Here is a 26925-nt window from a genome sequence, read left to right as displayed (position 1 = left end):
GGAGGCTGCTCCGGTTCCTAGCGGCCCTCTATTCGTTCGCTCTTGCCACAAACGGTGGTAAGCGCCGGTGACAAAAACGTACGGGTTTGGGCCCATACTGCGCTGCGGAGAACGTCCGGAAGGAGCCCGTTGCAGAAGCGTCAAATTCTTGCTGCGCGCGCTAGCAGCGGAATATTCGCTGTGGCGCCGCAAGTTTTCATGCCGCATCGCAGCTGCGGGTTCGGTCGTTCGCATGCCGCGCAGCAAAACCCTTAGGAGCAGCGACCGAACCGCGAACAAAGCTGACCTCGGTTGCGCCTGCCTGACCGACCGTCTGGGTTAAGCGGTCGAAACGGGTCATCGCTATGCAGTTCTAGGTCATGTTGACAAATGGCGGATCCAGAGACGGATCGACGTGATGTCAATGAAGCCGAGGAAGCTTTCCGCCGTCTTGTCGTAGCGGGTCGCGACACGCCTGGCGTTCTTGAGCTTGTTGAAGCAGCGTTCGACCAGATTCCGCAGGCGATACAGCGAGCGATCGACACCAATCCGCTTCTTGCGGGACTTGCGCATCGGTATCACGGGCAGGACGTTGCGCGCCTCCATGCCTCCTCTGATCTTGTCTGCATCGTAGCCGCGATCCGCGAGCAGCACGCTCGGGCGGGGCAGATTATCCGCCATCACCAGATTGAAGCCGAGATAGTCCGACGTCTGGCCTGGCGTGATCTCTGTCCTCATGGGAAGCCCGTGTGCATTGACGAGGAGGTGGATCTTGGTCGTAAAGCCACCTCGAGAACGGCCGAAACCCTGTCGTGGAGTCCCCCTTTAGCGCCCGCTGCCTGATGGTGGGCGCGGATCACGGTGCTGTCGATCATTTGCAGGGCGCTTGGCACGGCTCCGCTCTGGTTCAGAGCATCCATTATGTCCTCCCAGAGGCCCGCCAGTGTCCAGCGCCGGAACTGTCGGTAAACGCTTGACCATTTGCCGAACTCGCCAGGCAGGTCCCGCCATGGCGCCCCGGTTCGGGCAATCCAGAAAATCCCATCAAGGACGAGGCGGTGGTTGGTGGCTTTGCGTCCGTTCGGGGCGCGGGCGGCGAGGATGAAGCGCTCAAAGAACGCCCATTCCTCGTCCGATATAAGGTTTCGTGCCAAACTGGTCTCCATCGCAGATGCCAGCTTGAATCATGCCCTACGCCCGAGGGGAATCCCTTTTGTCAACACGACCTAGTACTACAGTTGCATTTGCCTTGCGTTTCTGGTTCATCTTTCTCTGGGATTGGGAGGGATTGTCATGTCTGTTGCGGATTGGGCGGGCAGTGTTTCAGATTGGTCGCATGCGCTTGCCGGTTTGAAGGAGCTCATCGCCCCTGCGTTCAAACGTTCTGAGCAACGCGCCTCCGCGGGCGTGTTTCTTGATGGCCTGCTGTCTGGAGCGGAACGCAAGACGGGCTGGATGCTGGCGGAAGAAGCTGGGTTGGCGCGGCCCTATCGGATTCAGTCTTTGCTGGGCCGATCCTCCTGGTCAGCAGATACGCTCTGCGAGCGGGTTCGGAGGTATGCGATTGAGGCGCTTGGCGATCCGGATGGTGTACTGGTCGTGGATGAGACTGGATTTCTGAAGAAGGGTACACACTCCGCCGGCGTTGCACGGCAGTATTCCGGCACCGCAGGGCGGATCGAGAACTGCCAGATCGGTGTGTTCGCAAGCTATGCCAGCCGCTGGGGCCATGCGTTGATCGATCGACGGCTTTATCTTCCCAAGGCCTGGGCCGATGATCCTGACCGCCGTGCCAAGGCGCATGTGCCCAAAGAGATGTCTTTCGCCACTAAGCCCGCTATGGCCTGCGACATGATAGCAAACCTGCTGGACGAGGGAACGCCTTGTGCTTTCGTACTGGCCGATGCGGTCTACGGGTCCGATTTCCGGTTCCGCAGGATGCTGGAGGCGCGGGACCAGCCCTATGTTCTGGCCGTGCGCTCGACACACCACCTGCGGTTTCTTGATGAATGGCACCTGGTTCAGACCGACCCCGCGACAATGATCGCAGAGTTGTCGCCCGAGGATTGGCAGGCGCTCAGCGCAGGCGAAGGCACCAAGGGGCACAGGCTGCATGACTGGGCCAGGGTGCCGCTCAACTATACGGCCGCAGAAGGTTTTTCCCGGTGGTTGCTGGCTCGTCGAAGCCTGCGTGACCCGGAGAACATTGCGTATTACCTGGCTTATGCCCACACCGATGCAACACTGCCGGAACTGGCCGCCGCCGCCGGACTGCGCTGGACCATCGAGGAATGCTTCCTGCGCGCCAAAGATGATCTCGGGCTCGATCATTGCGAGGCGCGCTCTTGGCACGGTTGGCATCGACATATGAGCCTGGTGATGGCCGCCGCCGCGCTCCTCGCACGCCTCAGCGCTGATCAGCGCCGCACGGCCTTCAGCAAACCGAACAAAACGAGTCCGCGGAGCCAACCGGCAGCAGCATAGTCAAACGGCTCCGAAACACGTTGACCACAGCGGAAATTCGCTACCTGATCGCCCGCCTCCTGCTGCGCCCGATATTGACCGTCGCCTTTGTCTGGGACTGGTCACGATGGCGACGAGAACATCAAGCGATCGCTGCCATCGCACATCGGAAGTTGCGCATCAATGCGCAACTGTAGTACTAGAGACCTGCGATGACAGTGTCCGGGGGGGTACGTGACCAGGCCGTGCTGATGCTGGGCTTTGCCTCGGGCGAGCGGCGGCGTTCGGAAATCGCCGGGGACTACGAAAGAAGGTCGCTACCCAACTCGTCTCCATCTCTCAGTCGCTGGACTTCATGGCCAGCCCATCTACGATTCCAAAGTAAACGGCAAATACACGTGAGATCCTTGCAGATCCTCTGCCCCTCATGGCCCACGACATATGCCCGCCTTGACTCTCCTAATCGGGATCGAGCTTTCAATATTGGCAACGCAGGACAGTTTCGTCAGGCGGCGGATCAGGAAATCCTCGAATCCCGCCAGTCCGTCCGTTGCCACGCGCAGCAGATAGTCCCGGTTGCCGGTCATCAGCCAGCAATCCACGACCTCGGGAAAGTTCTGGATGGCGGTTTCGAACTCGGCCAGATCGCGGTCGACCTGCCGGTCGAGTTTCACCGAAACAAAGACCGATACCGGAAACCCCAGTGCCGCCTCGTCGATCAGCGCGGCATAGCCGGCGATGATCCCCGCCTCTTCCAGATGGCGGACGCGGCGGCCCACCGGCGTGGGACTGAGACCGACACGATCAGCCAGTTCCTGCAACGGCATCCTGCCCTGCTCGCGTAGGAGACGCAGGATTCGCAGGTCGAATTCATCAAGATTGGCGGTTACCACCACGAACCCCCTCTTTTAGGCAGATTTCCTGCGCCAGCCTGCCGCATTCGCGCGCAGAACGCGAGGACAAGCTGCGCCGTCGCTATTTATCCTGCGCGGGCAATCCTTGGGAAATTTCACAATGACCGACACAATCGCCAGCGCCCATCTGAAGACCATCGAACAACGCCTGCTGTGGCTGTCGCATTGGATGATCCACAACGCCAACCATCTGCGCCCCAAGACCGAGGGCATCAAGATCGGCGGGCATCAGGCGTCGAGCGCCTCGATGGTGTCGATCATGACGGCGATCTATTTCACCGCGCTGCGGCCCGAGGATCGGGTGGCCGTCAAGCCCCATGCCGGGCCTGTCTTTCACGCGATGCAGTATCTGATGGGCAATCTGGACCGGGCCAAGATGCAGAATTTCCGCGGCTATGGCGGGGTGCAAAGCTATCCCAGCCGGACCAAGGATGTGGATGATGTCGATTTCTCGACCGGCTCGGTGGGCTTGGGCGTGGCCATCACCTCTTTCGCTTCGATGGTGCAGGATTACATCGCCGGTAAGCCTTGGGGCAGCGATCTGCGCGCGGGGCGGATGATCGCGCTGATGGGTGATGCCGAGATGGATGAGGGTAATATCCATGAATGCCTGCAAGAGGGCTGGAAGCATGATCTGAGGAATGTCTGGTGGATCATCGATTATAACCGGCAATCGCTGGACGGGGTGGTGCGTGAAGGGCTGTGGAACCGGATCGAAAGGCTGTTTCAGGCCTTTGGCTGGGAGGTGGTGCGGGTCAAATACGGCGTGTTGCAGCAGGCCGCCTTTGCCGAGCCGGGCGGCGAACGGCTGCGCGAGTGGATCGACGCCTGCCCGAACCAGCTCTATTCCGCGCTGACCTTCAGCGGCGGGGCCGAATGGCGCAAGCGGCTGATGGACGATCTGGGCGATCAGGGTGATGTTTCGGCGCTGATCGAGGCGCGCAGCGATGCAGACCTGGCCGCGCTGATGGAGAACCTCGGCGGCAATTGCGTCGAGACGATGGCGGCGCAGTTTGCAGCCATCGACCATGACCGCCCGGTCTGCTTTCTGGCCTATACGGTTAAGGGCTGGGGCACGCCGATTGCCGGGCATAAGGACAATCACGGCGGGCTGATGACCAAGGCGCAGATGCAGGACTGGCAGGCGCATATGGGCGTGCCCGAGGGTCAGGAATGGGAACCCTTCGCCACTGCCCCCGACCCCGCCGCACTGCGTGATTTTCTGGGCCGGGTGCCGTTTTTCGCCGCCGGCCCACGCCGCCATCAGACGCCTGCCCTGACGGTGCCGGCGCTGCCAGCGCCCGCCGGGGCCGAGCAGTCCACGCAGACAGCCTTTGGCAAGATCCTGGACGATCTGGCGCGCGGCGACAGCGATCTGGCGCAGCGGATCGTCACCATGTCGCCCGATGTGACCGGCACGACCGGGCTTGGCGCATGGGTCAACCGGCGCAAGCTGTGGGCGCGGCGCCCGCGCACCGACTTGTTCCGCGAACACAGGATCCCCTCGACCGCGAAATGGGATTTCTCACCCGAGGGCCAGCATATCGAACTGGGCATCGCCGAGATGAACCTGTTTCTGCAACTGGCCGCCGCCGGTCTGTCGGGTCCGCTGTTCGGCAAGCGGCTGATCCCGGTCGGCACGGTCTATGACCCCTTTGTCTGCCGGGGCCTCGATGCACTGAATTATGCCTGCTATCAGGGCGCGCGGTTTCTGATCGCGGGCACGCCGTCCGGCGTCACGCTGGCCCCCGAAGGCGGCGCGCATCAGTCAATCTCGACCCCGCTGATCGGCATGGCGCAGGACGGGCTGGCCAGTTTCGAGCCTGCTTTCGCCGAAGAACTGGCTGCGATCATGGGCTGGTCCTTTGACTACATGCAGCGTGAAGGCGCGGGCACGCCCGATCCCCGTACCTCGCTGACCGATGACAAAGGCGGCGCGGTCTATCTGCGCCTGACAACGCGGCCCATTGAGCAGGCGATGCTGCCGCCGGATGCCGCGCAGGGGGCCATCGACGGCGCCTATTGGCTGCGCAATCCCGGCCCGAATTGCGAAGTTGTCATCGCCTATCAGGGCGCCGTCGCGCCCGAGGCCATCGCCGCCGCCGGCCTGATCGCCGAACACCGCCGCGACGTCGCGGTGCTGGCCGTCACTTCGGCTGACCGGCTGCATGCCGGCTGGACCGCCGCGCAACGCCTGCGTCGGCGGGGCCAACGCGCCGCCAGCCACGCCGAAACGCTGCTGGGGTCGCTGCCCCGCCATGCCAGCTTCGTAACTGTGATCGACGGCCACCCCGCCACCCTGTCCTGGCTCGGGGGCGTTGCTGGCCATCGCAGCATCGCCCTTGGCGTCGACAGCTTCGGCCAGACCGGCACCATCGCCGATCTCTACCGCCACCACGGCATCGACACGGCCGGTGTCGTCGCAGCAGTCGCCGAAATGACGGATGGCCCAGCAATGGTGCCGGTCTGGGCATAATCACGTACCTCGCCATATCTTGCGAGTGACGGCCGATACGCCCGGCTAGCATCCTTGACCGATCCTGCATCGGTCGCGGAGGGATGAGCCAATGCCAAAGAGCGCCTCAACAGTAACATCGGAAGAAAAGCCGCCTCTGCCCTTCGACGCTGAGCGCCCCTTGCGGATCGGTACGGGCCGCGCAACAGGTCATCATGGCGAGCTTTTGCAAGGCGTGTTCGAGGGCTCCGACGGACGACTGCATCGCGGGCTGATGACGCTGCCCATGGCGCGTGAAGACTCCGTGGCGACCTTCTGGCCCAGGCCTGACGGCACAATCTCAACGCGTCCGGAGAACCGAACAAAAGCCGCCCGCGCCGCCAAACTCGCCCTGACCCATCTCGGACTTGCGCAGGCTGGCGGAGATTTAACCATCGAAAACAGCATTCCAGTCGGTCACGGATACGGCTCATCCACCGCGGACGTTGTGGCAGCGATACGGGCGGTCGCCGATGCCGCTGGCACGACCCTGCGGAGTGACACAATTTGCAGGCTAGCGTCGGAGGCAGAGGGCGCAAGCGACGCCATCGCCTATGAAGATCAGACCGTGCTCTTCGCCCAACGCGAGGGTCGGGCCATAGAACATCTCGGCGGAGAACTTCCGCCGCTCATCGTCATTGGCATTCGCGCCCTGTGTGCGCCCATCGATACCCTGGCACTCCCCCGAGCCAGATACAGCACGTTCGAGATCGAGATGTTTCGCGCCCTTCGCGGCGCGGCCCGCCGCGCCGTCCTGTATCAGGACCCGCGCCTGTTGGGCAAACTGGCAAGTTGCAGCGCATTGATCAGTCAGCGCCACCTTCCGAAGCCGCAATTCCATGAGTTTGTCCAGCTGGCCGAAGCACACGGCGCCTGCGGCGTTCAGGTATCTCATAGCGGGACGCTCGTTGGGGCGCTGTTCGATGCCACGCAGCGCGGGCTCGAAGCTGAAATCCTGCCGTTCATGGATGCCCTTCAAGAAACCGGCAGGCGGAAGATCACCGCATTCGCTGTTAATGCCGAGTTGGATTTTCTATCATGAAACACGCCGCGAATTTCCTGGCCGCCTATGAAATGCCGCGACCGGTCCAACTGCGCCGAAATCTCTTCGCCGCATTCTTTCCGCTGATGAAACTCTTGCCGGCACGTTTCATGCTGGATCGTGCCGTCGATGAGGGCCTGCTGAAGCAGGGCGGGCACATCATCGAAACAACTTCCGGAACGTTGGGGCTGGCACTGGCCATGCTCTCGGCGATCAGAGGTTATAAGCTGAACCTCGTCAGCGCGGACAGCCTGATTGACGACGTGATGCTCCGGCGGCTGACGTCATTGGGCGCGACGGTGAATATCGTCGGCGATCCGGGAAAAACAGGCGCGCAGATAGAGCGGGTGAACGCCCTTCAGGAGATGCGCCGGCAGATGCCGACTGCCTTCTGGCCGCATCAATATGACAATCCCCACAACAGGCAAGCCTATGGAAGGCTGACCGAATGGATTCTGGATAGGTTCGGTCAGGTCGATTGCCTGATCGGCTGCGTCGGGTCCGGGGGATCCCTGTGTGGGACCGGCGGCTTCCTGCGCGAGATGTTTCCACAGCTTACCATGATCGCGGTCGATACGCATCGCAGTTCGCTCTTCGGACATGTCCCCGGCCCGCGCCTGCTGCGAGGCATGGGTAACTCCATTCGACCAGCAAACCTATGGCAGAACATGATTGATGAGGTGCATTGGGTAGGCGCCCTGCCCGCCTTCGCAGCAACGCGGCAGCTTTATCGCGATCATGCTGTCTATGCAGGACCAACCAGCGGCGCGGCCGCCCTGGTCGCCGGTTGGTATGCGCAAACCAATCCGGAAAAGAAGACCCTCGTCATCCTGCCCGACGAAGGCCATCGATATCAGGCAACTGTCTATGACGATCACTGGCTCGCCCTACAACAGGGCTGGCCGCTGCCGGTTCCGTCAGGGCCTGAAACGCTTGAACGGATCGAACCGCGAGGTGAAGAGGCCTGGACGCGACTTGCCTGGTGCCGGGGATCGACTGAGGACACCTGACGCATGATCCTTGCAGGTCGATCCCCGGCGCTTTTCTTATGAGGCTGCATTGCCCGTTCGCGTTGCCAACAACCTGCCGAGCACCGGCAATGTCATCGTCAAAGCGGCGATGACAAGGAATACCAGACTGATCGGGCTCGTCACAAAGAGAACCGGACTGCCGAAACCGAGGATCAGTCCCTGCCGCAGGTTTTGCTCGAGCAAAGTGCCCAGGAGGAATGCCAGAAGCAGCGGGGCGAGGTCGAAGCCGCTTTTGCGCAACCCGTAGGACAGGAAGCCGCAAATGATCACGATCCCGACATCAAACATGCTGTTGCTGATCGAGAACGCTCCGATCACGCAGAAGATCAGGATGGCGGGGGCCATCATCGCCGGCGGAATGCGCAGCAGAAGCACGAAGACCCTGATCAGCGGCACGTTGAGGATGATCAGCATTGCGTTGCCGATCAACATGCTGGCGATAACGCCCCAGAAAAGCTCTGGGTGATCAAACATCAGCCGCGGTCCGGGCACCACGCCCTGCATCAGCAAGCCGCCCATGATGACGCCAATCACCGCATTGGCAGGTATGCCGAGGCAAAGCAGGGGAATGAAGCTGGACTGCGCCGCTGCGTTATTGGCGCTTTCCGGACCTGCGAGGCCTTCGATGGCGCCCTTGCCGAAGCTCTCGGGATGTTTGGAAAGGCGCTTTTCCATGACATAGCTTGCGAAACTGGCAATCAGCGCGCCTCCTCCAGGCAACAACCCGAGAACGAAGCCCAGCACCGTCCCGCGCGCCATCGGCATGCTCGATTTCCGCCAGTCTTCACGATCCGGCATGAGATCCCGTAGGTTGTAGCTTGTTGAAAGAGCTGGCGTGAAATCCCGCTTGCGCTCGGCCAGAAGCAAAACCTCGCTGACGCCGAACATGCCCATGGCCAGCACGGCGACATGGAGACCGTCGCGCAGCGATGGCACGCCGAATGTGAACCGTTCTTCGCCCGAGACAAGATCCACACCGACTGTCGAGAGCAGCAGCCCCAAGGCCACCATCACCCAGGCCCGGATACGCGGGCCTTCCCCGATATTGGCAGCCAATGTCAGCCCGAAAACAACCAATGCCGTCTTTTCCACAGGTCCAAACACCAAAGCCGCCGAAGCAAAAGTTGGGCCGACAAGGGCAATTGCAAAAGTGACAACGATCCCCGCGAAGAAGCTTGCAAAGGCGGTGATCCCGAGGGCGACACCAGCCCGCCCCGATTGCGCCATCGGATAGCCGTCAAAGCAACTGACGACGCTGGCGGCCTCGCCCGGCACCCGCAGCAGGATCGAAGCCGTCGACCCGCCATAGAGCGAGCCATAATAGATGCCCGCGAGCAGGATGACTGCCGCCGTGGGATCAAGCATGATCGACACCGGCAGCAGCAGACTGATCGTCGCCGTCGGTCCAAGTCCAGGCAGAATGCCGATCGCGGTTCCCAGAACGGCCCCGACGAAGGCAATGGCGAGGTTGTCGGGTTGCAGAACGATCCACAGCCCGCTGAGAAGATTAGCAATACTGTCCAATGTCAGAACTCCAGAAGACCTGTTGGCAGGGGCACGCCGAGCAGATGCCGGAAAATCGCCCAGGAAAGGATCGCCAGGACGGCTGCCACGACCGCAGCGTTCAGCCATGATCGGTGCTCGATAAAGCGCAGCACACCGAAGATGAGGCCGAAGGTGGCGATCACCGCACCCAGGATTTGCATGGCGAGTCCGAAGGCGACAATCGCCATGCCGTATTGCAGCAACCGCCGTCTATCGACGGGCTCTTCCTCTTCCGCAACCTCGCCCGCAGTTGCCATGCAGACAATCGACGTGCCCGCCAGCAACAATCCGGCAATGGCAGGGAAAAGCCCAGGACCCGGCTGGCCGGCCGACCAGACACCGAGATGCCAGGCGATGATTGCCGCCACCAAGCCCAGCCCCACCATGACTGCGGATACGAAACGAACCGCGGTCACGGGCGCAGTCCCAGCTGATCGATCTGTTCCCCGATACTGCGATACCCTTGCAGCACATTTTGGGTGAAATCCGCACTGCTCTGGTAAAGCGCATGACCATGCAGACTTGTCAGGAAATCACCATATTCCGGTGCCTTCGTCATTTCGAGGATCAGGTTCTCCCACCAGGCTACGATCTCTGGCGACAACCCTGCCGGACCGACCAACCCATAAGCAGCGGGAATCGCAAGCGGATAGCCCCGTGATTTGAAAGTTGGCAGATCGGGTTGTTCCGCAATCGGGTCCGGCCCCGTCTCGATCAACAGTCTGACAGATCCTGCTTCGAGATAGGGACCATAGCCCGAGGCGACCACGGCATCGATATGGCCACCCAACAGCGCCGCTACGGCCTCGGCCCCACCCCCGAAAGGAACATAGGTCGCCGCCACGCCCTCTTCGCGAAAAGCCGCCTCGGTCGCGATATGCGCCAGCCCGCGCGGCGCGGCAGTCGCCCAACGCAGCTTGCCCGGATTTGCGCGGGCATAATCGAGCAATTGATCCCATTTTTCATATGGGCTGTCACTGCGCACGAAGAGCGGGATCGAGATACCTGCAAAAGCCGCGATGTAGGTGAATGCCGTTTCGGGATCGTAAGCCACATCCTGAATATGGGGTGCGACCATGAACGGGCTGACAGAGAACAGCGCCAGCATGGACCCGTCCTTTGCACCGCGCGCGACCTGGTCGCTGGCAATCGTACCGCCGGCTCCGGGTCGGAAATCGAGAGTTGCAGGCACACCCCGACTTGACTGGGCGTATTTGGCAACGACGCGCGCCGCCAAGTCGCCTGCACCGCCAGCAGAAAAACCCACGATGATTTCTGGATCTCTCGCCGGATAGCCATCGGCCTTGGCCCATGCGACGCGCGGCAATATTCCAGTCACCGCGAGCCCGGAGAGCATGCTGCGTCGATTCATTTCCATCTTTACCTCCCACTATCGATTTTGGTCGAATTCAAACTTGCTGCCGCGCCGTCTGTTCATCTGGTCCGGCGGCCAGGGGCAGTGCATTCCAGGCATCGCGAACCGATCTGAAGGGCTCGACAACTGTGTCCATGCGCATGGACAGGTCGATATCCTTCAGGCCCGATGCAGTGACGATGGCGACAACGCTTGCGTCGGCCTTCATCAGCCCATTCTCCCGCATGGCAGCAATCGCCGCAAAGGGTGTCACTGAGGCCAGTTCCGCAAAAACCCCCTCTTCGGCCGCCAACATCTCCTGCCATGCGATGAGATCCGCACCACCAACGGCGACAGCCTTTCCGTCCGATTGGCGAAGTACCTGTAGTGCCTGAAAGGTACTTTGCGTCGCCCCAATCGAAAGCGCGAGTGACGGAGCTTTCGCTGGCATATTCGGCAGGCGATCGCTCGTCATGGCTAAGGCCGTCATCAGCGACCCATGAATTTCGGCCGCAACAAGGCGCGGCAAACGATCAATCAATCTCTCAGCAAAGAGCTCCTCAAAGCCCCACCACATGCCAGCCAAGGCATCGCCGTAACAGACCGGAAGAACGCACCAATCCGGCATTTTTCCGTCGGACTGCTCTGCAATTTCATAGGCGATTGTCCTATAGCCCTCTATGCCCAGTGGATGGCTGCCGACGACAGGCGCCTGGAAAGGCGAGGTTGCGAACCATCCATGCCTTTCCACACCGCTCGCGATGAACTCCCACCTGTCAGGCTTCTGCGCGAAGGGAACGATGATACCCCCTGCCTTCCTGATCTGCGTCAGCATCGGCGCGGGGCCACCCGCGAATGTCGCCACGATACATCTGAGACCGGCCCTGGCTGCGTAGGCAGCAAGAGAAGCCCCCGCATTACCTGATGAGGCTGTGGCGAGAATCGACGCGCCTCGACGCTTCGCCATCGACACCGCCACTGTCGAAAAACGGTCCTTGTGGGACCACGTCGGGTTCCGGCTCTCGTCCTTTATGAGAAGACGCTGAATTCCAAGGCGGGTGCCAATGCGATTGGCGCCGATCAGTGGCGTCAACCCCTCGCCCAGAGAAACGGCGTCCTCGCTGCTGCAGGGCAATCTGTCAGCGTAGCGCCACAGCGAGGGAAGGGACGACGCCCGCACACCTGCGGCTATCGCGCCGCTCCTGCCGCCCGGCGGAACCAGCCTCAGATTTGATGGGGCCTCCGGACGACAGGCCCTGCAGCCACGCGAGTCAATTGGGATATCGTCAGCTTGGCGCAGACCGCAGCGAAGACATGAATATTCAAGGCATCCGGTCATGGCGCGACCTCGATCAGATCGCCGCCAGTCGTCATCAAACTTTCGACACCGTCGGGCCGAACGACGATCATGTCTTCGACTTGCAGGCCCCATCGACCCAATTCGTAATAAGGCGTCTCGACGCACAGGACCATTCCCGCTTCAAGGATTTCTGTGCTCGCCGCCGTAAGGCTTGGAGCGTCATACCCATCAAGGCCGATCCCGTGACCGACATGACTGCGCTGGTAATGCCCAATGCCCTCGCGGCGCACGGTCTCAACCACCGCATCGAAAATATCGGCAACACGGGCGCCAGGTCGAATGACCTCATAGGCCCGCTGGATGCCAGCAAGCAGCGCGGCGTGATAGCGCCGAACTTCGGGCCCGGGATCTCCAAAGGCTGCAATACGGGCAATATCCGCGCGATAATGCTGATATCGACCACCGACGTCGAACCGAATGACGTCACCTTCCTGCAGCTTCCGCTGCGACGGCAGAACATTCGGCAAGGCGCTTCTTTCACCAAAACCGATGCACCCAAGGACCGGGAGTGCGTCGTCCTGAACCGTCTTCGAATGAAACGCCCGTCCAAGCTCTGCCTCCGTTACGCCTGTGCTGGCAACCGCCAGCGCTGCCTCAATCGAGCGCTCGGTAATTTTCGCGATTCTGGAAAGCCGAAAGACTTCCTCGGCTGTCTTGATCCTCCTGACATTCCGCAAGAGGGAAGCGGCAGGAACGAATTCAATCTCCGGCATCCGGTCAGCGAGCGTTTCGAACTGTCCGGGCATCAGGCCGATCTCATCGATGCCGACACGACCGCGACGAATTCCGGCGCTCTGCAGGGCCGCGACAAGGGCAGAAAGAGAATCCGCCTGGTTCGGCACTTTCAAAAGCGAGGCAAAGGCTTCGGAAGATGACGTCAGCCGGACTTTGCTATGCTGATCGACATGGAAAGCGCCGAAGCTGCGTACTTTTGAAATCCAAACACTCTGATCAGCGACGAGGTCCAGAGTGGATGTGCTGGTAATAATCTCCGGCTCACCCTTGCCGGGAGCAGGCCAGAGCACGTAAGCTTGCGGCCCGCGACGGATCCATTGCGACAGCGCCCAAAAACCGCTCATATAGGTTACATTTTCTGGTGCGGTTCCCACGATGGCGTCGAGCCTCTCGTGTTGCAGTTGCTCGTGCAGACGCTCGACGTTGAGAAGAATGCGATCAGATTTCACCGCGCGCCCTCCGGATCATTATTTTCTGGAACAGCGCGACCCAGAAGCGCGGAAATGCGCTTGGCGGCTGCCATGACCAGCTCACCTGTTTCGGCGATTTCGACCTGCGGCCCCACGCCACGCGGATAAGCAACGCTGACCGCAGCCACGACCGCCTCGTCTACGTCACGGATCGGGGCGGCGATGGAGATCACGCCGACAATGTTTTCGTCGAGGGAGGTGCTGTAGCCGATCTTTCGCGCGGCGCGAACCTGTTCGGCCAATCGCCCGGCATCGACGACCGTCCGGGGCGTCAACTTCTCAAGTGGCAGTTCCTTCAGAAATTCGGCCAAAGCCTCGTCCGGCATGCCCATCAGAAGAGCCTTCCCAAGCGCGGTGGCGTGGAGCTTCATGGTCTCGCCCGGCGCGGAGCGGATCACGACCGGGCTGTCGCTCTGTACGGCACGAAGATACAGGCCCAGAGAGCCCCGGCGAACTCCGAGGAAAGCATTGAAATGGCCTTTCGACGCCAGGAACTGCAGCTCGGGCTGCGCCAGCTCGATCAGCCTGTCCCTTCCGAGGAGACGCTGTGCCAGGGCCAACACACCATAGCCCAAATGATAGCGGCGGGTTTCACAGTCCTGTTCGACATAGCCGAACTCACCGAGGGTGTTGAGGATCCTCTGGATCGCCGGGGCGCTCAGCTCCACGCGCCGTGCCAATTCACGAACACCGAGCGGCTCTACCGATGCGTTGAGCTCTTCAAGCACCATCAGGCCACGATTAAGAGATAGGCTACCCGACATAATTGTTCCTTATTTAGGAATGCTGTTCCGATAATATCTAAAAGACGCTATTCGCCCTGCGGCTGTCAAGTACGAATGTTCACTATAGTGTGTCGCGATATAGTGAACGCGATGCGATCCGAGACGCATGGACATCCGTGTGCTCGTCGGTCTCAACATACAGCGCCTGCGACGCGCACGCGGCATCTCGCAGGAGGAGCTGTCACTGCGCGCAGATTGCACACGGGGTTACCTGAGTGGCGTCGAGACCGGTCGTCGCAATCCTACCGTTGTCTTCCTCGCGCAGATCGCAGAAGCGTTGGAAAGCGAACCCGGCGAGTTCTTTGAGAAAGCTCGCAAGTAGACAATATGATCGCCAATCAATTGCCTGACTGCGATCGGTCCGCGTCGAGCAATGCTTGCCCTTGGATCAGCCCCAGACGGCTTGAGGATGAGATTTGAGCTCAGTCCTGACGGCGCAGAAATTCTCGGCAGAACATGGCTTCGACGTCAATTTGCAACGCCAAAGCAATGGACTCCAGCGTGTCGACGGTCGGTGAATTTTCTTCGCGTTCGAGCTTTCCGATGTAATTCCGGTCGAGCCCCGCCAGGTCAGCCAATTGCTCCTGGGTCAGCCGCGCCGATTGGCGCTGCAGCCGCAGATTTCTGGCAATGATCGACCTTAGCCTCATCCGCCGACAAAGGCAGCGGAGAGTTTTTGCATCCACCTAATATAGTGAGCATTCGTAAGCTGCTGTCTTGCTTGAGGAAGTTCGCCTTATATATGCTTTGCCATCCACCTCTCAAATTCCACAATGCAGCGGCTTCCTTCGTTTCCGCGAATGCCATGGCGCAGAATGATCTGATAGACATCTTGCCACTTGCCATCGAGATCGATGAGGCAACTTCGATCGGTGACGTTCACACCGCGCTCCTTGGCGCCGTAAGCCAATTTGGCTACAGCGCCTGCCTGATCACCAATCTGACGATGATGAAGCGCCCGCGATGGCACGAAAACATCATGGCCAATGACTGGCCCGACGATTGGTACAACCACTACAATGCCGCCGGTCACTATCGATACGATCCCTGTGTCGCCCGCAGCCTCAGAACCGCGGAAGCCTTCACATGGCGCGAGATCGAGATGCGTTCACTTAGTCCGGCAGCCAACCGTGTCATGAGAGAGGCCAAAGATTTTGGCCTGAGGGAAGGAATTTGCATTCCCGTCCATGCCCCGTTCTCGGCACCAGCAGTTATCAGCCTTTCCGGTCGAAAAGTAGAGAAATCGGACCTGACCCGACCGACTGTCACAATCCTTGCCCGGCAAGCCCTGAGCTCCGCACTGCGCATCATGTCACACAGCGCCCCTCCGCCAACTGCGGCTCTGACCCAACGGGAAAAGGAAATCCTGCGCTGGGTCGCTGAGGGGAAAACAGCGTGGGAAATATCCCGCATCCTGTCGCTTTCCGAGCATACGGTGCTCACGCATCAGCGAAACGCAAAGAACAAACTGGGCGCTGCCAACAATGTCCACGCCGTGGTGACGGCTTTCCTGAGGCAGGAAATACAGCCCTGATCAATACCGAGTTCTGGTGATAGCGGCGACGCCTTTTGTCGGCATGCTCTTTGCAGCCATGGAGGCAGACACATGTTTCGCGTTCACATCGTCAACAAATTCAACAAAAACAGCTATGCAGATCAACTTGAGCAACAATTCAGGCTGAGACACGAAATCTATATCGGAGAGCGTGGCTGGACGGATATTGCCCGCGCTGATGGGCGGGAAATCGATCAATTCGACAATGATGACACCATCTATCTCCTTGGGATCACGCCTGCCGGGGAGGTCGTCGGGGGCTCGCGTCTGGTGCCAAGTCTGAAGCCACATCTGATGAGCGAGGTTTTTCCGAACCTCGCGCCGGATGGGGTGCCGCGAGGCAAGGAAATCTATGAATGGACGCGTATTTTCATCGCACCTGCGCTGCGAACGCCGTCCAGACCGGCATTGGCAGCCGGCCTCATCTATTGCGGCATCCAGGAATATTGCGTTGAGTCAAAAATCGAGAACCTGTCCATCGTGTGCGAGACCTATTGGATCGATCGTCTCGCCAGTCTTGGCTGGAAGCCGCGACTGCTGGGTCCGGTATATTCACATCAGGGAGGTGACATCGTCGGCCTCATCACTGACACCAATACCGGCGCGCTGAACGCAACCCGCAGTTTCTACCGAATCGAAGAGCCGGTTCTTCAATATATCGCCGGTGATCAAGCTATCTCGGAACATCAGTACACCGAACAAAAATCTGCGACGGCGCGGCGCTGATAAATTGGCCGGGACCGTCATTTACTGGTGCTTTCTCCAGCAAATAATTGCGATAACTTGGAAAAGAAGAATTCAGTCGCACTCGACTTGAAACTCGATAATCCCAAGGAACAGGGATATGGTCGACCTTTCTTCCGCATTGCATATACGGCATATCCGTTACGTTGTTGCAGCGGCGGAACTTGGCAGCTTTCGACGTGCCGCCATTCATCTCAATGTGCCGGAATCCGCGATCAGCCGCCGCATTTCCGATCTGGAAGCTTGGCTTGGCACCAAGATATTTATTCGATCAGCAGCCGGGGTTCGCTTGACATTCGCGGGCGAAAAATTCGTTCTCCGGTGCCGCTATCTTCTGACTGAGATCAGACATGCGCAGTCGGAGATTCAAGCCGTTCGACAAGGCATGTCGGGCATGCTGACAATTGGTGTCATCTCTTCCCTGGCTTCCAGCACCCTTTCTGCTCTGCTGCGCGATTTTGCTGAACAGCACCCCAAGATCCATACGACCTATGTCGAAGCGGCCGCCGAAGCGCATCTGTTTCAGGCGGGCGGCCTCACGCTCGATGTCGCTTTCGTTTCGGAAGGAAGGTTGCCTCATGAGGTTTCGAGCCAATGCCTTTGGCATGAACGGCTCTTCGCGGTACTGCCGGAAGCACATCCGCGTGCCAAAGATAGCAATATCAATATCGGCGCGTTGGCCGACGAGACGTTCCTTCTGAACGACTCCGCACGAGGGCGGAGCACAAGTCAGTATCTGCATCGCCGGCTCGGTGCGCTTGGTTGCCGGCCCAAGATCCGGTATCAGGATGTCGACCAGGAAAGCCTGCCCCTCCTTGTTGCCTTGGGACATGGGATCACTCTCGCGTTCGAACCTGCGACAATTGCCAGGATGCCGGGTGTTGCCCTCCGCCCCATCGCCGAGCCGAGGCTCATCCACGCAATATGGTCAGAAGAGAATGACAATCCCGCATTGCCCCTGTTTCTCAAGCTCGCCAAATCGGTGCAAGAATAGCACGGATTTCTTGTTGACTTTCTTCGGAGCCAGAACCGGCACGAATCCCTCAAGCAGCCGTCAGGTTCACGCCGACCACAAGCAGGAAAGCGGCGCGGCGAACATATTGTCGCCGAACGGAACCACCTGATCATGGTCATAGAGGACAAGCCCCTGAACGAACTTATCGCCGCAGGCCTCGGCAAGTTTGCGCATCCCGGAAAAATCGCTGGCCGAGACCGTTGCCGAGGCCTTGATTTCGATCCCCACGATCTCTCCGCGCCGGTTCTCCAGCACGATATCGACCTCGTTCCTGTCCTTGTCCCGAAAATGCCAGAACGCACATCGCTGTTCGCTCCAGGACGCGATCTTGCGCAGCTCGCTGAAGACAAAAGTCTCCAGGATTGGACCAAAGGCCGTTCGATCTTTGGCGACAATATCCGGAGAGATATCGCGCATGGCCGCGAGAAGCCCGGCATCGAGGAAATGCAGCTTGGGTGATTTGGTCAGCCGTTTCAGCCGGTTGGTGAACCAGGGCTGCAGGCTGTAAACTAGATAGAGGCTTTCGAAGATGTGCAGGTACTTTGCCGTCGTCACATGGTTCAGGCCGAGCGACGCGCCGATCCCGGAATAATTCACCAACTGGCCGGAATGCTCGGCCAGAACCGACAGCAGCCTTGGCATGATCGCAAGCTGTTCGATCTGGGCGATATCGCGCACGTCGCGCTGGACGATCGCGTCAATGTAATCGTGATACCAGTCCTGCTTTCGTGCCCATCTTTTGCGACCAAGCGCCTCGGGATAGCCGCCCGAAAGCACGGTCTCAACCAGATCATCGCCGAGAATTATATGCTCTGCGACAGGCGTTTGACCTGAGAAGGCCCTGTCGATGAACCCGGATTTGCGGCCAAGGATTTCCGCCTGCGAGAGGGGCAGAAGCCGGACGATTTCCATCCGGCCGGCCAGAGAATCCGCGACCTTCGGAATGGTCATAAGATTGGCCGACCCCGTCAGAAGGAACCTTCCCGGTGTCTTGTCAGCATCAACCTCACTCTTGATCGCCAAAAGCAGATCGGGTGCGCGCTGGATTTCGTCGATCACCGCCCGATCCAGCCCCCGGATAAAGCCTACGGGATCATCGGTTGCGGAGCGCAGGACCGTTGCATCGTCCAGGGTCAGAAACGGCACCTTCTCTGCGGCAAGATCGGTCGCCAGCGTGGTTTTGCCGGATTGCCGCGGCCCCGCGATCAGGACGACCCGGGTATCAGCCAGAGCCTCTTCTATTCTTGATCTGGCGAATCTGGGGTACATTCCGGGCCTGAGATTTATCGACCATCCGAAACTACAAGCCCGACCGATTGAAAGTCAACGCTCGACCAATTGAAAGCACTCATGGTGAGAACTGGAAGTGACGGTCCGACCAACTGAAAGCAGGGCGCACAGTAGGAGCACAATAGCCTGGTTCTCAGACATTCCGTTCACCTGAGGACGTTTCGCGCGCCAGGCTATCGGTCAGGCCGAAGAACGCTATGACGGCGATTTCGGGAATGACGCCGAACGCCTCGCCTTGGCAAAGCCGCGATCCGTCGCGATGAACCTTTGCAGCATCGGAGCGATCAGCTTCGCCGGTGCCAAGGTCGGCTGCCCTCCCTCGCGCCCCAGAATTTCTCCATAGGCAACGAGGTCGCGATGCAGGCTGGCCGGCAGTTCCAGCGTCAGTTTCACCGGCTTGTCATCAGGCAAGGGTCCAAGTTTCAGCTTTGTCATGATCAATCCCTATAGGGTTCCAGCACCAGATCGCGGGTCACGATGACCCTGAACGGAAAGCCGGGGCGGATGGTCAGCCTCGGCTCGACCTGCAACTGGCGCTGGACGATCTGCTGGCCAACCTCGCTGATCGTGTCCTGGGCACCGTCCCGGATGGCACGAATCAGTCGGTCCTCGTCATCATCGGCAAGTTCGGCACTCGCGGCCAGCATCGTGGACAGACCTGCGGCCTTCATCACATCCCACCAGTGATGATCGACACCATCCTCCAGCCCGGCGTAACCCGCAGCGTCAGCGCCCGGCAGGCGTTCGAGGACAATGGAGCGACCGTTTGGCAGGATCAGGCGGTTCCAGACCAGCAGGACCCGGCGCTGACCGAAGCTGATGCCCGCACCATATTGGCCGATCAGCCGCGTCCCCTGAGGGATCAACAACAGGGCGCCTGTCGGGCTGTCATAGACGTTTTCGGTAACCTGGGCTGAGATCTGGCCAGGCAAATCGGATCGGATGCCGGTGATCAGTGCCGCGGGAATGACCGAACCCGCCTGCAGGATATAGGGCGAGGCCGGTGGTGAGATACGGTCCGGTGCCACGGTTTGTCGGTCCGGCGCGGCGCTGAGAAAAGCCGTATGCTGGTCCTGTCCTGTCTGTCCGGACTGGCCCGTCCCAGCCAGCCCGCCAAGGCCCGCCAACGCACCACCAGCCGCCCCGGTCTCGGTCGGAAAGAACACCGAACTCAGCCGGGCGGCTTCTTCCTCCGCCAGTCGTCGCTGTTCATCGGGATCAGGCGCAGGTGCGGCGACCACTGGCGGGGCCACCGGCTGACCCCGGTTTTGGGCATCAAGGATCGGCCCGCCGAGATCGCCCGGCAAGGGCGGCCCGAGCGTCGGGCCGGTATAATCGGATGGCAGACCGGTCAGACCATCGGCGGTGGTGCGGTTTTCGGTGGAATAGAGTTCCTCAGATGTCCCGTCCCGTTCCGGACCCTGCAGTGCGTAGATCAGCGCCCCACCAATGCCTAGCAGAAGGACAGCACCGAGACCCGCCAGCACCTTGCGCGACAGGCGGGTGACACGGGGGGGATCGGCGCGCAGGCGCATCGGCTGGGCATCATCGGTCATCGCGATGCTCCGCGTCACCTGACGAGGCAACCTTCTGTTCGGCCGGCATCCGCACGATGCGAACCACCTGCTGCCGATCTCCCGAACCGAGGCGCAGTTCCGCTGCGCCGAACAGCCGGTCGACGATCAGCACATTGCGATAAATCCGGCTGTTGACGATCTGCAGCTCGCCCTCGGGACCGATGACAAAAAGCGGCGGCATCTCGCCCTGGGCAATCCCGGCCGGGAAGATGACATAGACCCGGCGGCCATCGTCGAAGACCGATGCAGGGCGCCAGGGCGGGCTGTCACCGCGGATCTGCAGCCCGTAGCGATGGTTCCGGGCGGCTGGCAATGGGATACGCGGAGCCGCTGCCGGTCTTGCCCCTTTTGGCGGTGCTGGCCAGGACCAGGTCACGGACGGCATATAGAGATCTTCCTGCGCCCTGAGTTCGATCATGTAGCTGCGCCGGTCGGTGGTGACGACGAGATTGGTCGAAATGTCCGGCCGTGTCGGCTTGACGAGGATATGGACGCGGGCCGCGTCCCCTGCCCCGCTCAGCGTATCACCGATGATCCAACGGGCGGTATCACCGGCGGCAATGGGTCCGGCTCCGGTCAGGTTCTCACCCGGCTCCAGCGCGATGTCGGTGATCTGACCGGGCGCGGCATAGACCTGATACAGCGCACCCTCGGACCAGGGATAGACCTGGATGGCGTTGTAATAGCCTTCGCGGCGCGGCTCGACCCGGGCGGCGGCATTGGCATTGGTGACGCGCGCGGTCGGCGTGGCCGCCGCAGCACCGCCGCGCGCGACCTGCCAGCCAGGTGGTGTGTGCAGCGGACGCGGTCGGTCGTCGGTGGCAACGGGCGGTGCAGACAGCGGTGGAACATTCTCATCATAGCTGATGGCTGGCGGGCGATTGGTTGCACAGCCTGCGATCGCCGTTGCGGCCATCAACGTCGTGATGGCAGGAAAGCGGTGCATGATGGAAATATTCATTGGCTCATCTCCCGCGACCAGTTGATGGCGTTGACATAGATCCCGAGGGGATTGGCGCGCAGCCGCTCAGCGCTGCGCGGAGTCTGGATCACCAGTGTCAGGATGGCGGTCCAACGTTCCGTGGTGGACAGTTGACCGTTCTCGTAATGGCGTTCGGTCCAGGCAACGCGAAAGCTGTCCGGTGAAGCGCGGATCACGGATGAGACCTCGACCGCGATTTGCTGTCGCCCGACCTTACCAAAGGGCTCACTGGCACGCGCGTAGTCGTTCAGCGCCGCAGCGCCGCGATCCGTGGTGAACTCATAGGCGCGGAGCCAGTTCTGGCGCACGATGATCGGATCGGCGGGGATCGAGCGGACTTCCTCGATGAAACGGCCAAGATGAAAGGCGATCTGCGGATCACTTGGGCGATAGTCAGCGCTTGCTGGCGCGACGGCCTGCGCCTGACCGAGATTGTCGACCTGCACCACCCAAGGCACCACGGTGCCGCGCACCGATTGCCAGACCAGAGCGGTGGCGAAACCCGCCGACAGGATAAGGCAGCCAAAGGCCATGAGCCGCCAGTTCTTCGCCTGCACACGGGCGGAGCCGATGCGTTCATCCCAGACCTGGGCGGCTTTCTGATAGGGCGTCTCAGGTTCCGGTGTCTTGCCGTAATGGGTCGCGGGGCGTTTAAAGATGCTCATGGGCGGTCGCCTGTCTGAAGGGAGATGGAGGAGCCCGCGCCATGGCCGTCGCCGGATCGGACGGCATGGGCGGCCATGGTCGCACCATGGCTGAGGGCCTGTTTGCGCTGCAGCCGTTGCGCCCATGCAGGCGCGCTGTCGGAGGCCGCGGGTGAATGTGCGGAATCAGGTGGCCCACCGATCGTTCCGCTCGTCGATGATCCACCCGTCGCCGCAAAACCGGTCTTCGCGCCGTCGGAGAAGCTGGAGGCCACACTGCCGGAGGCATGCGAGGCACCGCGCTTCAACGGAGACGCCGCCACGGAACCGGCGGCGCGCGCCACGCCGCCCAGGCCCGAGGCAACGCCCGCCGCGCCAGATTGGCCGAACGATCCGAGCGTATAGGCGGTGCTGGCACCGCCTGCCATGGCTGCACCACCCCGCGCAACTGCCGCGCCGCCGGACAGCGCCGCTGCCCCACCCTTTGCGGCCATACCCGCGGCAGCACCGCCGGCCAGCACCATCCCTCCCGCCGTAAGACCGGTTCCAACGGCGGCACCTGCGCCAAGCTGCGGTCCGCCGGAAACCAGGCCCGAGGCAATACCGGGGCCGAAGATGCCGAGCCCCAGCAGCGACAAGGCGGCCAGCACGATTGCCATCGCATCATCGATGGTCGGGGTCACACCGCCGAAACCTGTGGTGAATTGCGAAAACAAGGTACTGCCGATGCCGATGATGACGGCCAGCACCAGCACCTTGATGCCGGATGAGACGACATTGCCCAGCACCCGTTCAGCCATGAACGCCGTCTTGCCGAAGAGACCGAAGGGAATGAGGACGAAGCCTGCCAGCGTGGTCAGCTTGAACTCGATCAGGGTCACGAACAGCTGCACGGCGAGGATAAAGAAGGCCAGCAGTACCAGCACCCAGGCGAAAAGCAGACAGGCGATCTGGATAAAATTCTCGAAAAAGGCGACAAAACCCATCAGATCGGCGATGGATTCAAGAAGCGGCCGCCCGGCATCGAGGCCGGTCTGGGCGACGCGACCGGGACGCAGCAGATCGGCCACAGAAAACCCGGTGCCGGAGGCCTGCAGGCCGAGCCCCGCGAAACTGTCGAAGACGATCCGGGCGAGACTGTTCCAGTTGCCGATCAGATAAGCGAAGACGCCGACGAAAAGCGTCTTCTTGATCAGTCGGGCAATGATATCGTCCTCTGCGCCGAGCGACCAGAAAAGCGCGGCCAGCGTCACATCGATGACGATCAGCGTGGTGGCGATGAAGGCGACCTCACCGCCCAGCAGGCCGAAGCCGCTGTCGATATAGGTGGTAAAGACCCCCAGGAAACTGTCGATGACGCCAGTGCCCCCCATCAGTCAGCGGCCCTGACCGGAGCAGGATCGGAGCTGCGTCCGAGGAACCGGTCTCGCGATTGTGCCCAGGCCGCAAGGCAGTCCACATCATCGCCGGCCTCCTCACCCAATTGCTGGCAGCGCCGCAGCGTGGCGCGCAGCGGATCTGCAGCGGGCCGCATTTCCGGCGCGGCGCTGACCGGCGCTGGATCCTCATCGCGCGCCATGTCGATCAAACTCGCGGTGATCGCAATCGCAACGAAGACGATGGCGGCGATCCGGATCGGCACATTCCCCTGCATCCTTCGCTGCCCGCCCTAGTTGAACATTCGGGCACTGCCCGGCTGGTATCCCGAGCCCGGCGTCAGGAAACGCTCGCGCTGAATGCGCCCCTGTTCTGCCGCAGTGGCGCGATCCGCCTCCAGTAGCGCATCGGCGCGGCCATTGGCGGACATGACTGCGATCAGGTCGGAAAGCTGCTGCGATTGCAGCGCCAGAAGCTGATTGCCTGCCTGGGTGGCCTGCAGCGCGCCGACGGCATTCTGGCTCTCATCGACCAGAGCCGACATCTCGGTACGGTTCGCGTCGATATTGCCGACAACGCCTGCCTGCACGCGCATGGCGTCCTGCAGCCCGCCGACTGTGGTTTCCCAGCGGGACCGGGCATCCGCCACAAGCTGCGCATCACTGGTCGAGAGGGACAGGCCCCCATAGTCCTGCTGAAACGCCTGATCGATCTGGTTGACATCGAAAGCGATCGATTGCGCCTGATCCAGAAGCTGACGGGTGCGCTGGACGTTCTGCTGGATCTGCTGCAACGAGGAATGCGGCAGGCTTTCGAGGTTGCGGGCCTGATTGATCAGCATCTGCGCCTCATTCTGGAGGCTCTGAATCTGATTGTTGATCTGCTCCAGTGTCCGCGCGGCGGTCAGGACATTCTGTGCGTAGTTGGAAGGGTCGTAGACGATGCGCCAGGCATGGGCCGGACCGGTGAGGATCGGCGACAGGGCCGCAGGGACGGCAAGCGAGAAGGCCAGCATGGAGGCGCTGGCGAAGCGGGCGGGGAAACGGGTCATGGCATGATCTCCTCTTCATGGTGAATAGTTGCGGCTTCAGGATCGGATCGATCGGACCGGGCATCATCAGTCGCGTCTCCGGCGAGATTGGTCAGATCGGGAATGAGACCAGGCGCCCAATCGACCCCGCGATGTCGCAGCCAGGCCGCAAGGAAACCGTCACGCCCGTGTTCGGCAAAGATGCGGGCGATATCGGCCTGATCGCTCTTCGATGAGGCCGCGCAAAGCGCGAGACCCACTTCGCTGAGGCCCAGTTCGAACAGGCGATTGCCGCGCCGGGACTGACAGTAATAATCGCGCTTGGGTGTCGCGCGGGCCAGGATCTCGATCTGACGGTCATTGAGGCCGAAGCGGCGGTAGATGGCGCTGATTTGCGGCTCGATGGCCCGCTCGTTCGGCAGTAAAAGCCGCGTCGGGCAGCTTTCGATGATAGCGGGTGCGATGGCGCTGCCGTCGATATCGCTGAGGCTCTGTGTGGCGAAGATGACGGAGGTGTTCTTCTTCCTGAGCGTCTTCAGCCATTCCCGGAGTTGACTCGCAAAACCATCATCGTCAAGCGCCAGCCAGCCCTCGTCGATGATGAGCAGCGTCGGCCGCCCGTCCAGCCGGTCACCGATGCGATGGAAGAGATAGGCGAGCACCGCTGGCGCGGCGCCGGTGCCGACAAGCCCCTCGATCTCGAAGGCCTGCACCGACGCAGATCCCAGATGTTCGACCTCCGCATCGAGCAGACGGCCATAGGCGCCACCGACGCAATAGGGTCGCAGCGCCTGTTTCAGATCATTCGCCTGCAGCAAAACCGCAAACCCGGTGATGGTACGCTCAGCGACGGGTGCGGATGCCAGCGAATTCAGCGCCGTCCAGATATGTTCCTTGACCTCCGGCGTCATCGCGATGCCCTCGCGGACAAGGATGGCCGCGATCCAATCCGCCGCCCATGAGCGTTCGGCAGGCTCATTGACCCGGGCCAGAGGCTGCAGGGAAACGCCCCCTTCCTCACCCACCGTCAGCCCACCGCCCAGATCGTGCCAGTCGCCGCCCATGGCAAGCGTAGCCGCACGGATGGACCCACCAAAATCGAAGGCGAAGATCTGGGATCGCGCGTAGCGCCGGAACTGCAGCGCCATCAGTGCGAGCAGCACGGACTTGCCCGCGCCGGTCGGGCCGACGACCAGCGTATGGCCGACATCGCCAATATGGAGGGACAGGCGGAAGGGCGTCGCGCCCTCTGTCTTTCCGTAAAGCAGCGGCGGCCCCTCCAGATGATCGTTCCTTTCCGGCCCGGCCCAGACCGCTGACAGCGGGATCAGATGGGCGAGGTTCAGCGTCGAGATCGGTGGCTGGCGGACATTGGCATAGACCTGCCCCGGCAAGCTGCCAAGCCAGGCATCGACGGCATTGACCGTTTCCGGCATGGCCGTGAAATCACGCCCATGTACGATCTTCTCGACCAGCCGCAGCTTTTCATCGGCCAGGCGCGGATCCCTGTCCCAGACGGTGACCGTCGCCGTCACATAGGCCAACCCCGCCATATCTGCGCCCAGTTCCTGCAGGGCTAGGTCCGCATCGGCAGCCTTGTTGGCCGCGTCGGTATCGACCAGTGCCGATTGCTCGCTGGTCATCACCTCCTTCAGGATCGCCGCGATGGATTTGCGCTTGGCGAACCATTGGCGGCGTATTTTGGTCAACAGCCTGGTCGCATCGGTCTTGTCCATCAGAATGGCACGCGTCGACCAGCGATAGGGAAAGGCCAGCCGGTTCATCTCGTCCAGGAGGCCCGGCGTGGTCGCACCCGGAAAACCAGTCAAAGTCAGGATGCGCAGATGCTGATCACCAAGGCACGGCTCCAGACCGCCGGTCAGGGGCTGATCGGCCAGCAATGCATCAAGGTGCATCGGCACTTCCGGCACGCGGATGCGCTGTTGCGTCGTCGATATCGTCGAATGCAGATAGGTCAGCGTTTCACCATCATCGAGCCAGCGGCATTCCGGCATGAAGCCATCCAGAAGCGCCAAGACCCGATCAGTACGATCGACAAAGCCGCGCAACAGCTCCTGCGGATCGACGCCAGACCGCTCGCGGCCCTCGTAAAGCCAGGTCTCGGCCCGCGCGCTATCCTCTGCGGGCGGTAGCCAAAGGAAGGTCAGGATATAGGTCGATATATAATGTGCACCGACCTCTTCGAAGCCAGCCTTGCGCTCGGCATCGAGCAAGGCAGATGCCGGATCGGGAAACATGCTGTCCGGGTAGGTTGCGGCCTCGGACCGCTGAGCCTCGACGAAGATCGCCCAGCCAGAGCCGAGGCGGCGAAAGGCGTTGTTGATCCGCCCGGCCACCGCGACCAGTTCGGCCGCAACTGCCGAATCCAGATCGGGTCCGCGAAACTTCGCGCTGCGCTGAAAGCTGCCATCCTTGTTCAGCACGACGCCCTGCCCGACCAGTGCCGCCCAGGGCAGATAGTCCGAGAGATGCGCGGCATTGCGGCGATATTCAGAGAGGTTCATCATCGTTGGGACTC

Annotated in this window: 26 protein-coding genes; 8 read left to right on the top strand and 18 right to left on the bottom strand. The window is 61.2% G+C overall.

Features of this window, described 5'->3' with window-relative positions; translation table 11 throughout:
* Positions 1-357 precede the first annotated feature (357 nt).
* Positions 358-1145 (bottom strand): IS5 family transposase gene (locus PAE61_RS04955; RefSeq protein WP_156114499.1). Its coding sequence is split into 2 segments (ribosomal slippage): positions 358-806 and positions 806-1145, totalling 789 coding nucleotides; the frame shifts between segments, so codons are not numbered across the junction.
* A gap of 127 nt (positions 1146-1272) precedes the next feature.
* On the opposite strand from PAE61_RS04955, the gene PAE61_RS04950 reads away from it, so the two are divergent.
* Positions 1273-2463 (top strand): IS701 family transposase, encoded by a 1191-nt coding sequence (locus PAE61_RS04950; protein ID WP_271114268.1) that lies wholly within the window; start codon positions 1273-1275, stop codon positions 2461-2463.
* Between the two features lie 404 nt (positions 2464-2867).
* Here the strand turns inward: PAE61_RS04950 and PAE61_RS04945 are convergent, their stop codons facing one another.
* Entirely contained in the window at positions 2868-3335 is a 468-nt protein-coding gene (locus PAE61_RS04945) for an Lrp/AsnC family transcriptional regulator (protein WP_271114267.1), read from the bottom strand.
* A 121-nt stretch (positions 3336-3456) separates the two neighbouring features.
* Here PAE61_RS04945 and PAE61_RS04940 point away from each other — a divergent pair, with 121 nt between their 5' ends.
* The 3 genes from PAE61_RS04940 (at position 3457) to PAE61_RS04930 (ending at position 7902) form a co-directional block, all read left to right on the top strand.
* Positions 3457-5832, top strand: a complete 2376-nt coding sequence (locus tag PAE61_RS04940) for a thiamine pyrophosphate-binding protein (protein WP_271114266.1) — start codon at positions 3457-3459, stop codon at positions 5830-5832.
* Positions 5833-5992: 160 nt separating this feature from the next.
* The gene (locus tag PAE61_RS04935; protein WP_271114265.1) at positions 5993-6892 is read left to right on the top strand and encodes a GHMP family kinase ATP-binding protein; all 900 of its coding nucleotides are present in this window, start codon (positions 5993-5995) and stop codon (positions 6890-6892) included.
* Positions 6889-7902, top strand: coding sequence for a PLP-dependent cysteine synthase family protein (locus PAE61_RS04930; protein WP_271114264.1), 1014 nt, complete (start codon positions 6889-6891; stop codon positions 7900-7902). Before PAE61_RS04935 ends, PAE61_RS04930 begins: the two co-directional genes overlap by 4 nt.
* Positions 7903-7938: 36 nt before the next feature.
* Here PAE61_RS04930 and PAE61_RS04925 read toward each other — a convergent pair whose 3' ends face one another.
* Genes PAE61_RS04925 through PAE61_RS04900 form a run of 6 tightly spaced genes read right to left on the bottom strand, consistent with a single transcriptional unit; the run spans position 7939 to position 14151 of the window.
* Positions 7939-9447 carry a tripartite tricarboxylate transporter permease gene (locus PAE61_RS04925; RefSeq protein WP_271114263.1) on the bottom strand — a complete coding sequence of 503 codons (1509 nt, stop codon included), beginning with the start codon at positions 9445-9447 and terminating at the stop codon, positions 7939-7941.
* Positions 9448-9449: 2 nt separating this feature from the next.
* Complete coding sequence (locus PAE61_RS04920) at positions 9450-9884, bottom strand: tripartite tricarboxylate transporter TctB family protein (RefSeq protein WP_271114262.1); 435 nt, start codon at positions 9882-9884, stop codon at positions 9450-9452.
* Positions 9881-10846 carry a Bug family tripartite tricarboxylate transporter substrate binding protein gene (locus PAE61_RS04915; RefSeq protein ID WP_271114261.1) on the bottom strand — a complete coding sequence of 322 codons (966 nt, stop codon included), beginning with the start codon at positions 10844-10846 and terminating at the stop codon, positions 9881-9883. Before PAE61_RS04915 ends, PAE61_RS04920 begins: the two co-directional genes overlap by 4 nt.
* A gap of 31 nt (positions 10847-10877) precedes the next feature.
* Positions 10878-12161, bottom strand: coding sequence for a pyridoxal-phosphate dependent enzyme (locus PAE61_RS04910; RefSeq protein ID WP_271114260.1), 1284 nt, complete (start codon positions 12159-12161; stop codon positions 10878-10880).
* A complete protein-coding gene (locus tag PAE61_RS04905; protein WP_271114259.1) occupies positions 12158-13366 on the bottom strand; it encodes a M24 family metallopeptidase in 1209 nt (402 codons plus the stop codon). Before PAE61_RS04905 ends, PAE61_RS04910 begins: the two co-directional genes overlap by 4 nt.
* On the bottom strand, positions 13363-14151 hold the full coding sequence (locus PAE61_RS04900) for an IclR family transcriptional regulator (protein ID WP_271114258.1): 789 nt from the start codon (positions 14149-14151) through the stop codon (positions 13363-13365). Before PAE61_RS04900 ends, PAE61_RS04905 begins: the two co-directional genes overlap by 4 nt.
* Positions 14152-14278: 127 nt before the next feature.
* Here PAE61_RS04900 and PAE61_RS04895 point away from each other — a divergent pair, with 127 nt between their 5' ends.
* Complete coding sequence (locus tag PAE61_RS04895; protein WP_271114257.1) at positions 14279-14494, top strand: helix-turn-helix domain-containing protein; 216 nt, start codon at positions 14279-14281, stop codon at positions 14492-14494.
* 100 nt (positions 14495-14594) lie between these two features.
* Here the strand turns inward: PAE61_RS04895 and PAE61_RS04890 are convergent, their stop codons facing one another.
* Complete coding sequence (locus tag PAE61_RS04890; RefSeq protein WP_271114256.1) at positions 14595-14822, bottom strand: helix-turn-helix domain-containing protein; 228 nt, start codon at positions 14820-14822, stop codon at positions 14595-14597.
* 155 nt (positions 14823-14977) lie between these two features.
* Here PAE61_RS04890 and PAE61_RS04885 point away from each other — a divergent pair, with 155 nt between their 5' ends.
* The 3 genes from PAE61_RS04885 (at position 14978) to PAE61_RS04875 (ending at position 17465) form a co-directional block, all read left to right on the top strand.
* Positions 14978-15706, top strand: coding sequence for an autoinducer binding domain-containing protein (locus tag PAE61_RS04885; protein ID WP_271114255.1), 729 nt, complete (start codon positions 14978-14980; stop codon positions 15704-15706).
* A 72-nt stretch (positions 15707-15778) separates the two neighbouring features.
* A complete protein-coding gene (locus PAE61_RS04880; RefSeq protein ID WP_271114254.1) occupies positions 15779-16453 on the top strand; it encodes an acyl-homoserine-lactone synthase in 675 nt (224 codons plus the stop codon).
* 118 nt (positions 16454-16571) lie between these two features.
* Complete coding sequence (locus PAE61_RS04875; RefSeq protein WP_271114253.1) at positions 16572-17465, top strand: LysR family transcriptional regulator; 894 nt, start codon at positions 16572-16574, stop codon at positions 17463-17465.
* A gap of 66 nt (positions 17466-17531) precedes the next feature.
* Here PAE61_RS04875 and PAE61_RS04870 read toward each other — a convergent pair whose 3' ends face one another.
* The 9 genes from PAE61_RS04870 to trbE form a co-directional block, all read right to left on the bottom strand.
* Positions 17532-18755, bottom strand: coding sequence for an ATP-binding protein (locus PAE61_RS04870; protein WP_271114252.1), 1224 nt, complete (start codon positions 18753-18755; stop codon positions 17532-17534).
* Positions 18756-18971: 216 nt separating this feature from the next.
* The gene (locus tag PAE61_RS04865; RefSeq protein WP_271114251.1) at positions 18972-19211 is read right to left on the bottom strand and encodes a DUF2274 domain-containing protein; all 240 of its coding nucleotides are present in this window, start codon (positions 19209-19211) and stop codon (positions 18972-18974) included.
* Positions 19212-19213: 2 nt separating this feature from the next.
* Entirely contained in the window at positions 19214-20332 is a 1119-nt protein-coding gene (locus tag PAE61_RS04860) for a TraB/TrbI/VirB10 family type IV secretion system protein (RefSeq protein WP_271114250.1), read from the bottom strand.
* Positions 20322-21314: a P-type conjugative transfer protein TrbG gene (gene trbG / locus PAE61_RS04855; protein WP_271114249.1), complete on the bottom strand. Its 993-nt coding sequence runs from the start codon at positions 21312-21314 to the stop codon at positions 20322-20324. The genes PAE61_RS04860 and trbG overlap by 11 nt, the downstream gene beginning before the upstream one ends.
* A complete protein-coding gene (trbF, locus tag PAE61_RS04850) occupies positions 21311-22000 on the bottom strand; it encodes a conjugal transfer protein TrbF (protein ID WP_271114248.1) in 690 nt (229 codons plus the stop codon). The genes trbG and trbF overlap by 4 nt, the downstream gene beginning before the upstream one ends.
* Entirely contained in the window at positions 21997-23352 is a 1356-nt protein-coding gene (trbL, locus tag PAE61_RS04845) for a P-type conjugative transfer protein TrbL (RefSeq protein ID WP_271114247.1), read from the bottom strand. The genes trbF and trbL overlap by 4 nt, the downstream gene beginning before the upstream one ends.
* The gene (gene trbK-alt / locus PAE61_RS04840; RefSeq protein WP_271114246.1) at positions 23352-23633 is read right to left on the bottom strand and encodes a putative entry exclusion protein TrbK-alt; all 282 of its coding nucleotides are present in this window, start codon (positions 23631-23633) and stop codon (positions 23352-23354) included. Before trbK-alt ends, trbL begins: the two co-directional genes overlap by 1 nt.
* Before the next feature lie 15 nt (positions 23634-23648).
* Complete coding sequence (gene trbJ / locus PAE61_RS04835; protein WP_271114245.1) at positions 23649-24407, bottom strand: P-type conjugative transfer protein TrbJ; 759 nt, start codon at positions 24405-24407, stop codon at positions 23649-23651.
* Positions 24404-26914 (bottom strand): conjugal transfer protein TrbE, encoded by a 2511-nt coding sequence (gene trbE / locus PAE61_RS04830; protein WP_271114244.1) that lies wholly within the window; start codon positions 26912-26914, stop codon positions 24404-24406. The genes trbJ and trbE overlap by 4 nt, the downstream gene beginning before the upstream one ends.
* Between the last annotated feature and the right edge of the window lie 11 nt (positions 26915-26925).

This window comes from Paracoccus aerodenitrificans, assembly GCF_027913215.1.
Classification (GTDB): Bacteria; Pseudomonadota; Alphaproteobacteria; order Rhodobacterales; family Rhodobacteraceae; genus Paracoccus; species Paracoccus aerodenitrificans.
Note: the sequence above shows the minus strand (reverse complement) of the source record. Positions and strands in the feature narration are given on the sequence as shown.

Excerpts from the sequence above, each read along its gene's own strand:
- PAE61_RS04950 (WP_271114268.1), top strand. The coding sequence starts at position 1,273 with ATGTCTGTTGCGGATTGGGCGGGCAGTGTTTCAGATTGGTCGCATGCG.
- PAE61_RS04940 (WP_271114266.1), top strand. The coding sequence starts at position 3,457 with ATGACCGACACAATCGCCAGCGCCCATCTGAAGACCATCGAACAACGC.
- PAE61_RS04930 (WP_271114264.1), top strand. The coding sequence starts at position 6,889 with ATGAAACACGCCGCGAATTTCCTGGCCGCCTATGAAATGCCGCGACCG.
- PAE61_RS04915 (WP_271114261.1), bottom strand. The coding sequence starts at position 10,846 with ATGGAAATGAATCGACGCAGCATGCTCTCCGGGCTCGCGGTGACTGGA.
- PAE61_RS04910 (WP_271114260.1), bottom strand. The coding sequence starts at position 12,161 with ATGACCGGATGCCTTGAATATTCATGTCTTCGCTGCGGTCTGCGCCAA.
- PAE61_RS04900 (WP_271114258.1), bottom strand. The coding sequence starts at position 14,151 with ATGTCGGGTAGCCTATCTCTTAATCGTGGCCTGATGGTGCTTGAAGAG.
- PAE61_RS04895 (WP_271114257.1), top strand. The coding sequence starts at position 14,279 with ATGGACATCCGTGTGCTCGTCGGTCTCAACATACAGCGCCTGCGACGC.
- PAE61_RS04890 (WP_271114256.1), bottom strand. The coding sequence starts at position 14,822 with ATGAGGCTAAGGTCGATCATTGCCAGAAATCTGCGGCTGCAGCGCCAA.
- PAE61_RS04885 (WP_271114255.1), top strand. The coding sequence starts at position 14,978 with ATGGCGCAGAATGATCTGATAGACATCTTGCCACTTGCCATCGAGATC.
- PAE61_RS04880 (WP_271114254.1), top strand. The coding sequence starts at position 15,779 with ATGTTTCGCGTTCACATCGTCAACAAATTCAACAAAAACAGCTATGCA.
- PAE61_RS04875 (WP_271114253.1), top strand. The coding sequence starts at position 16,572 with ATGGTCGACCTTTCTTCCGCATTGCATATACGGCATATCCGTTACGTT.
- PAE61_RS04870 (WP_271114252.1), bottom strand. The coding sequence starts at position 18,755 with ATGTACCCCAGATTCGCCAGATCAAGAATAGAAGAGGCTCTGGCTGAT.
- PAE61_RS04865 (WP_271114251.1), bottom strand. The coding sequence starts at position 19,211 with ATGACAAAGCTGAAACTTGGACCCTTGCCTGATGACAAGCCGGTGAAA.
- PAE61_RS04860 (WP_271114250.1), bottom strand. The coding sequence starts at position 20,332 with ATGACCGATGATGCCCAGCCGATGCGCCTGCGCGCCGATCCCCCCCGT.
- trbG (WP_271114249.1), bottom strand. The coding sequence starts at position 21,314 with ATGAATATTTCCATCATGCACCGCTTTCCTGCCATCACGACGTTGATG.
- trbF (WP_271114248.1), bottom strand. The coding sequence starts at position 22,000 with ATGAGCATCTTTAAACGCCCCGCGACCCATTACGGCAAGACACCGGAA.
- trbL (WP_271114247.1), bottom strand. The coding sequence starts at position 23,352 with ATGGGGGGCACTGGCGTCATCGACAGTTTCCTGGGGGTCTTTACCACC.
- trbK-alt (WP_271114246.1), bottom strand. The coding sequence starts at position 23,633 with ATGCAGGGGAATGTGCCGATCCGGATCGCCGCCATCGTCTTCGTTGCG.
- trbJ (WP_271114245.1), bottom strand. The coding sequence starts at position 24,407 with ATGACCCGTTTCCCCGCCCGCTTCGCCAGCGCCTCCATGCTGGCCTTC.
- trbE (WP_271114244.1), bottom strand. The coding sequence starts at position 26,914 with ATGATGAACCTCTCTGAATATCGCCGCAATGCCGCGCATCTCTCGGAC.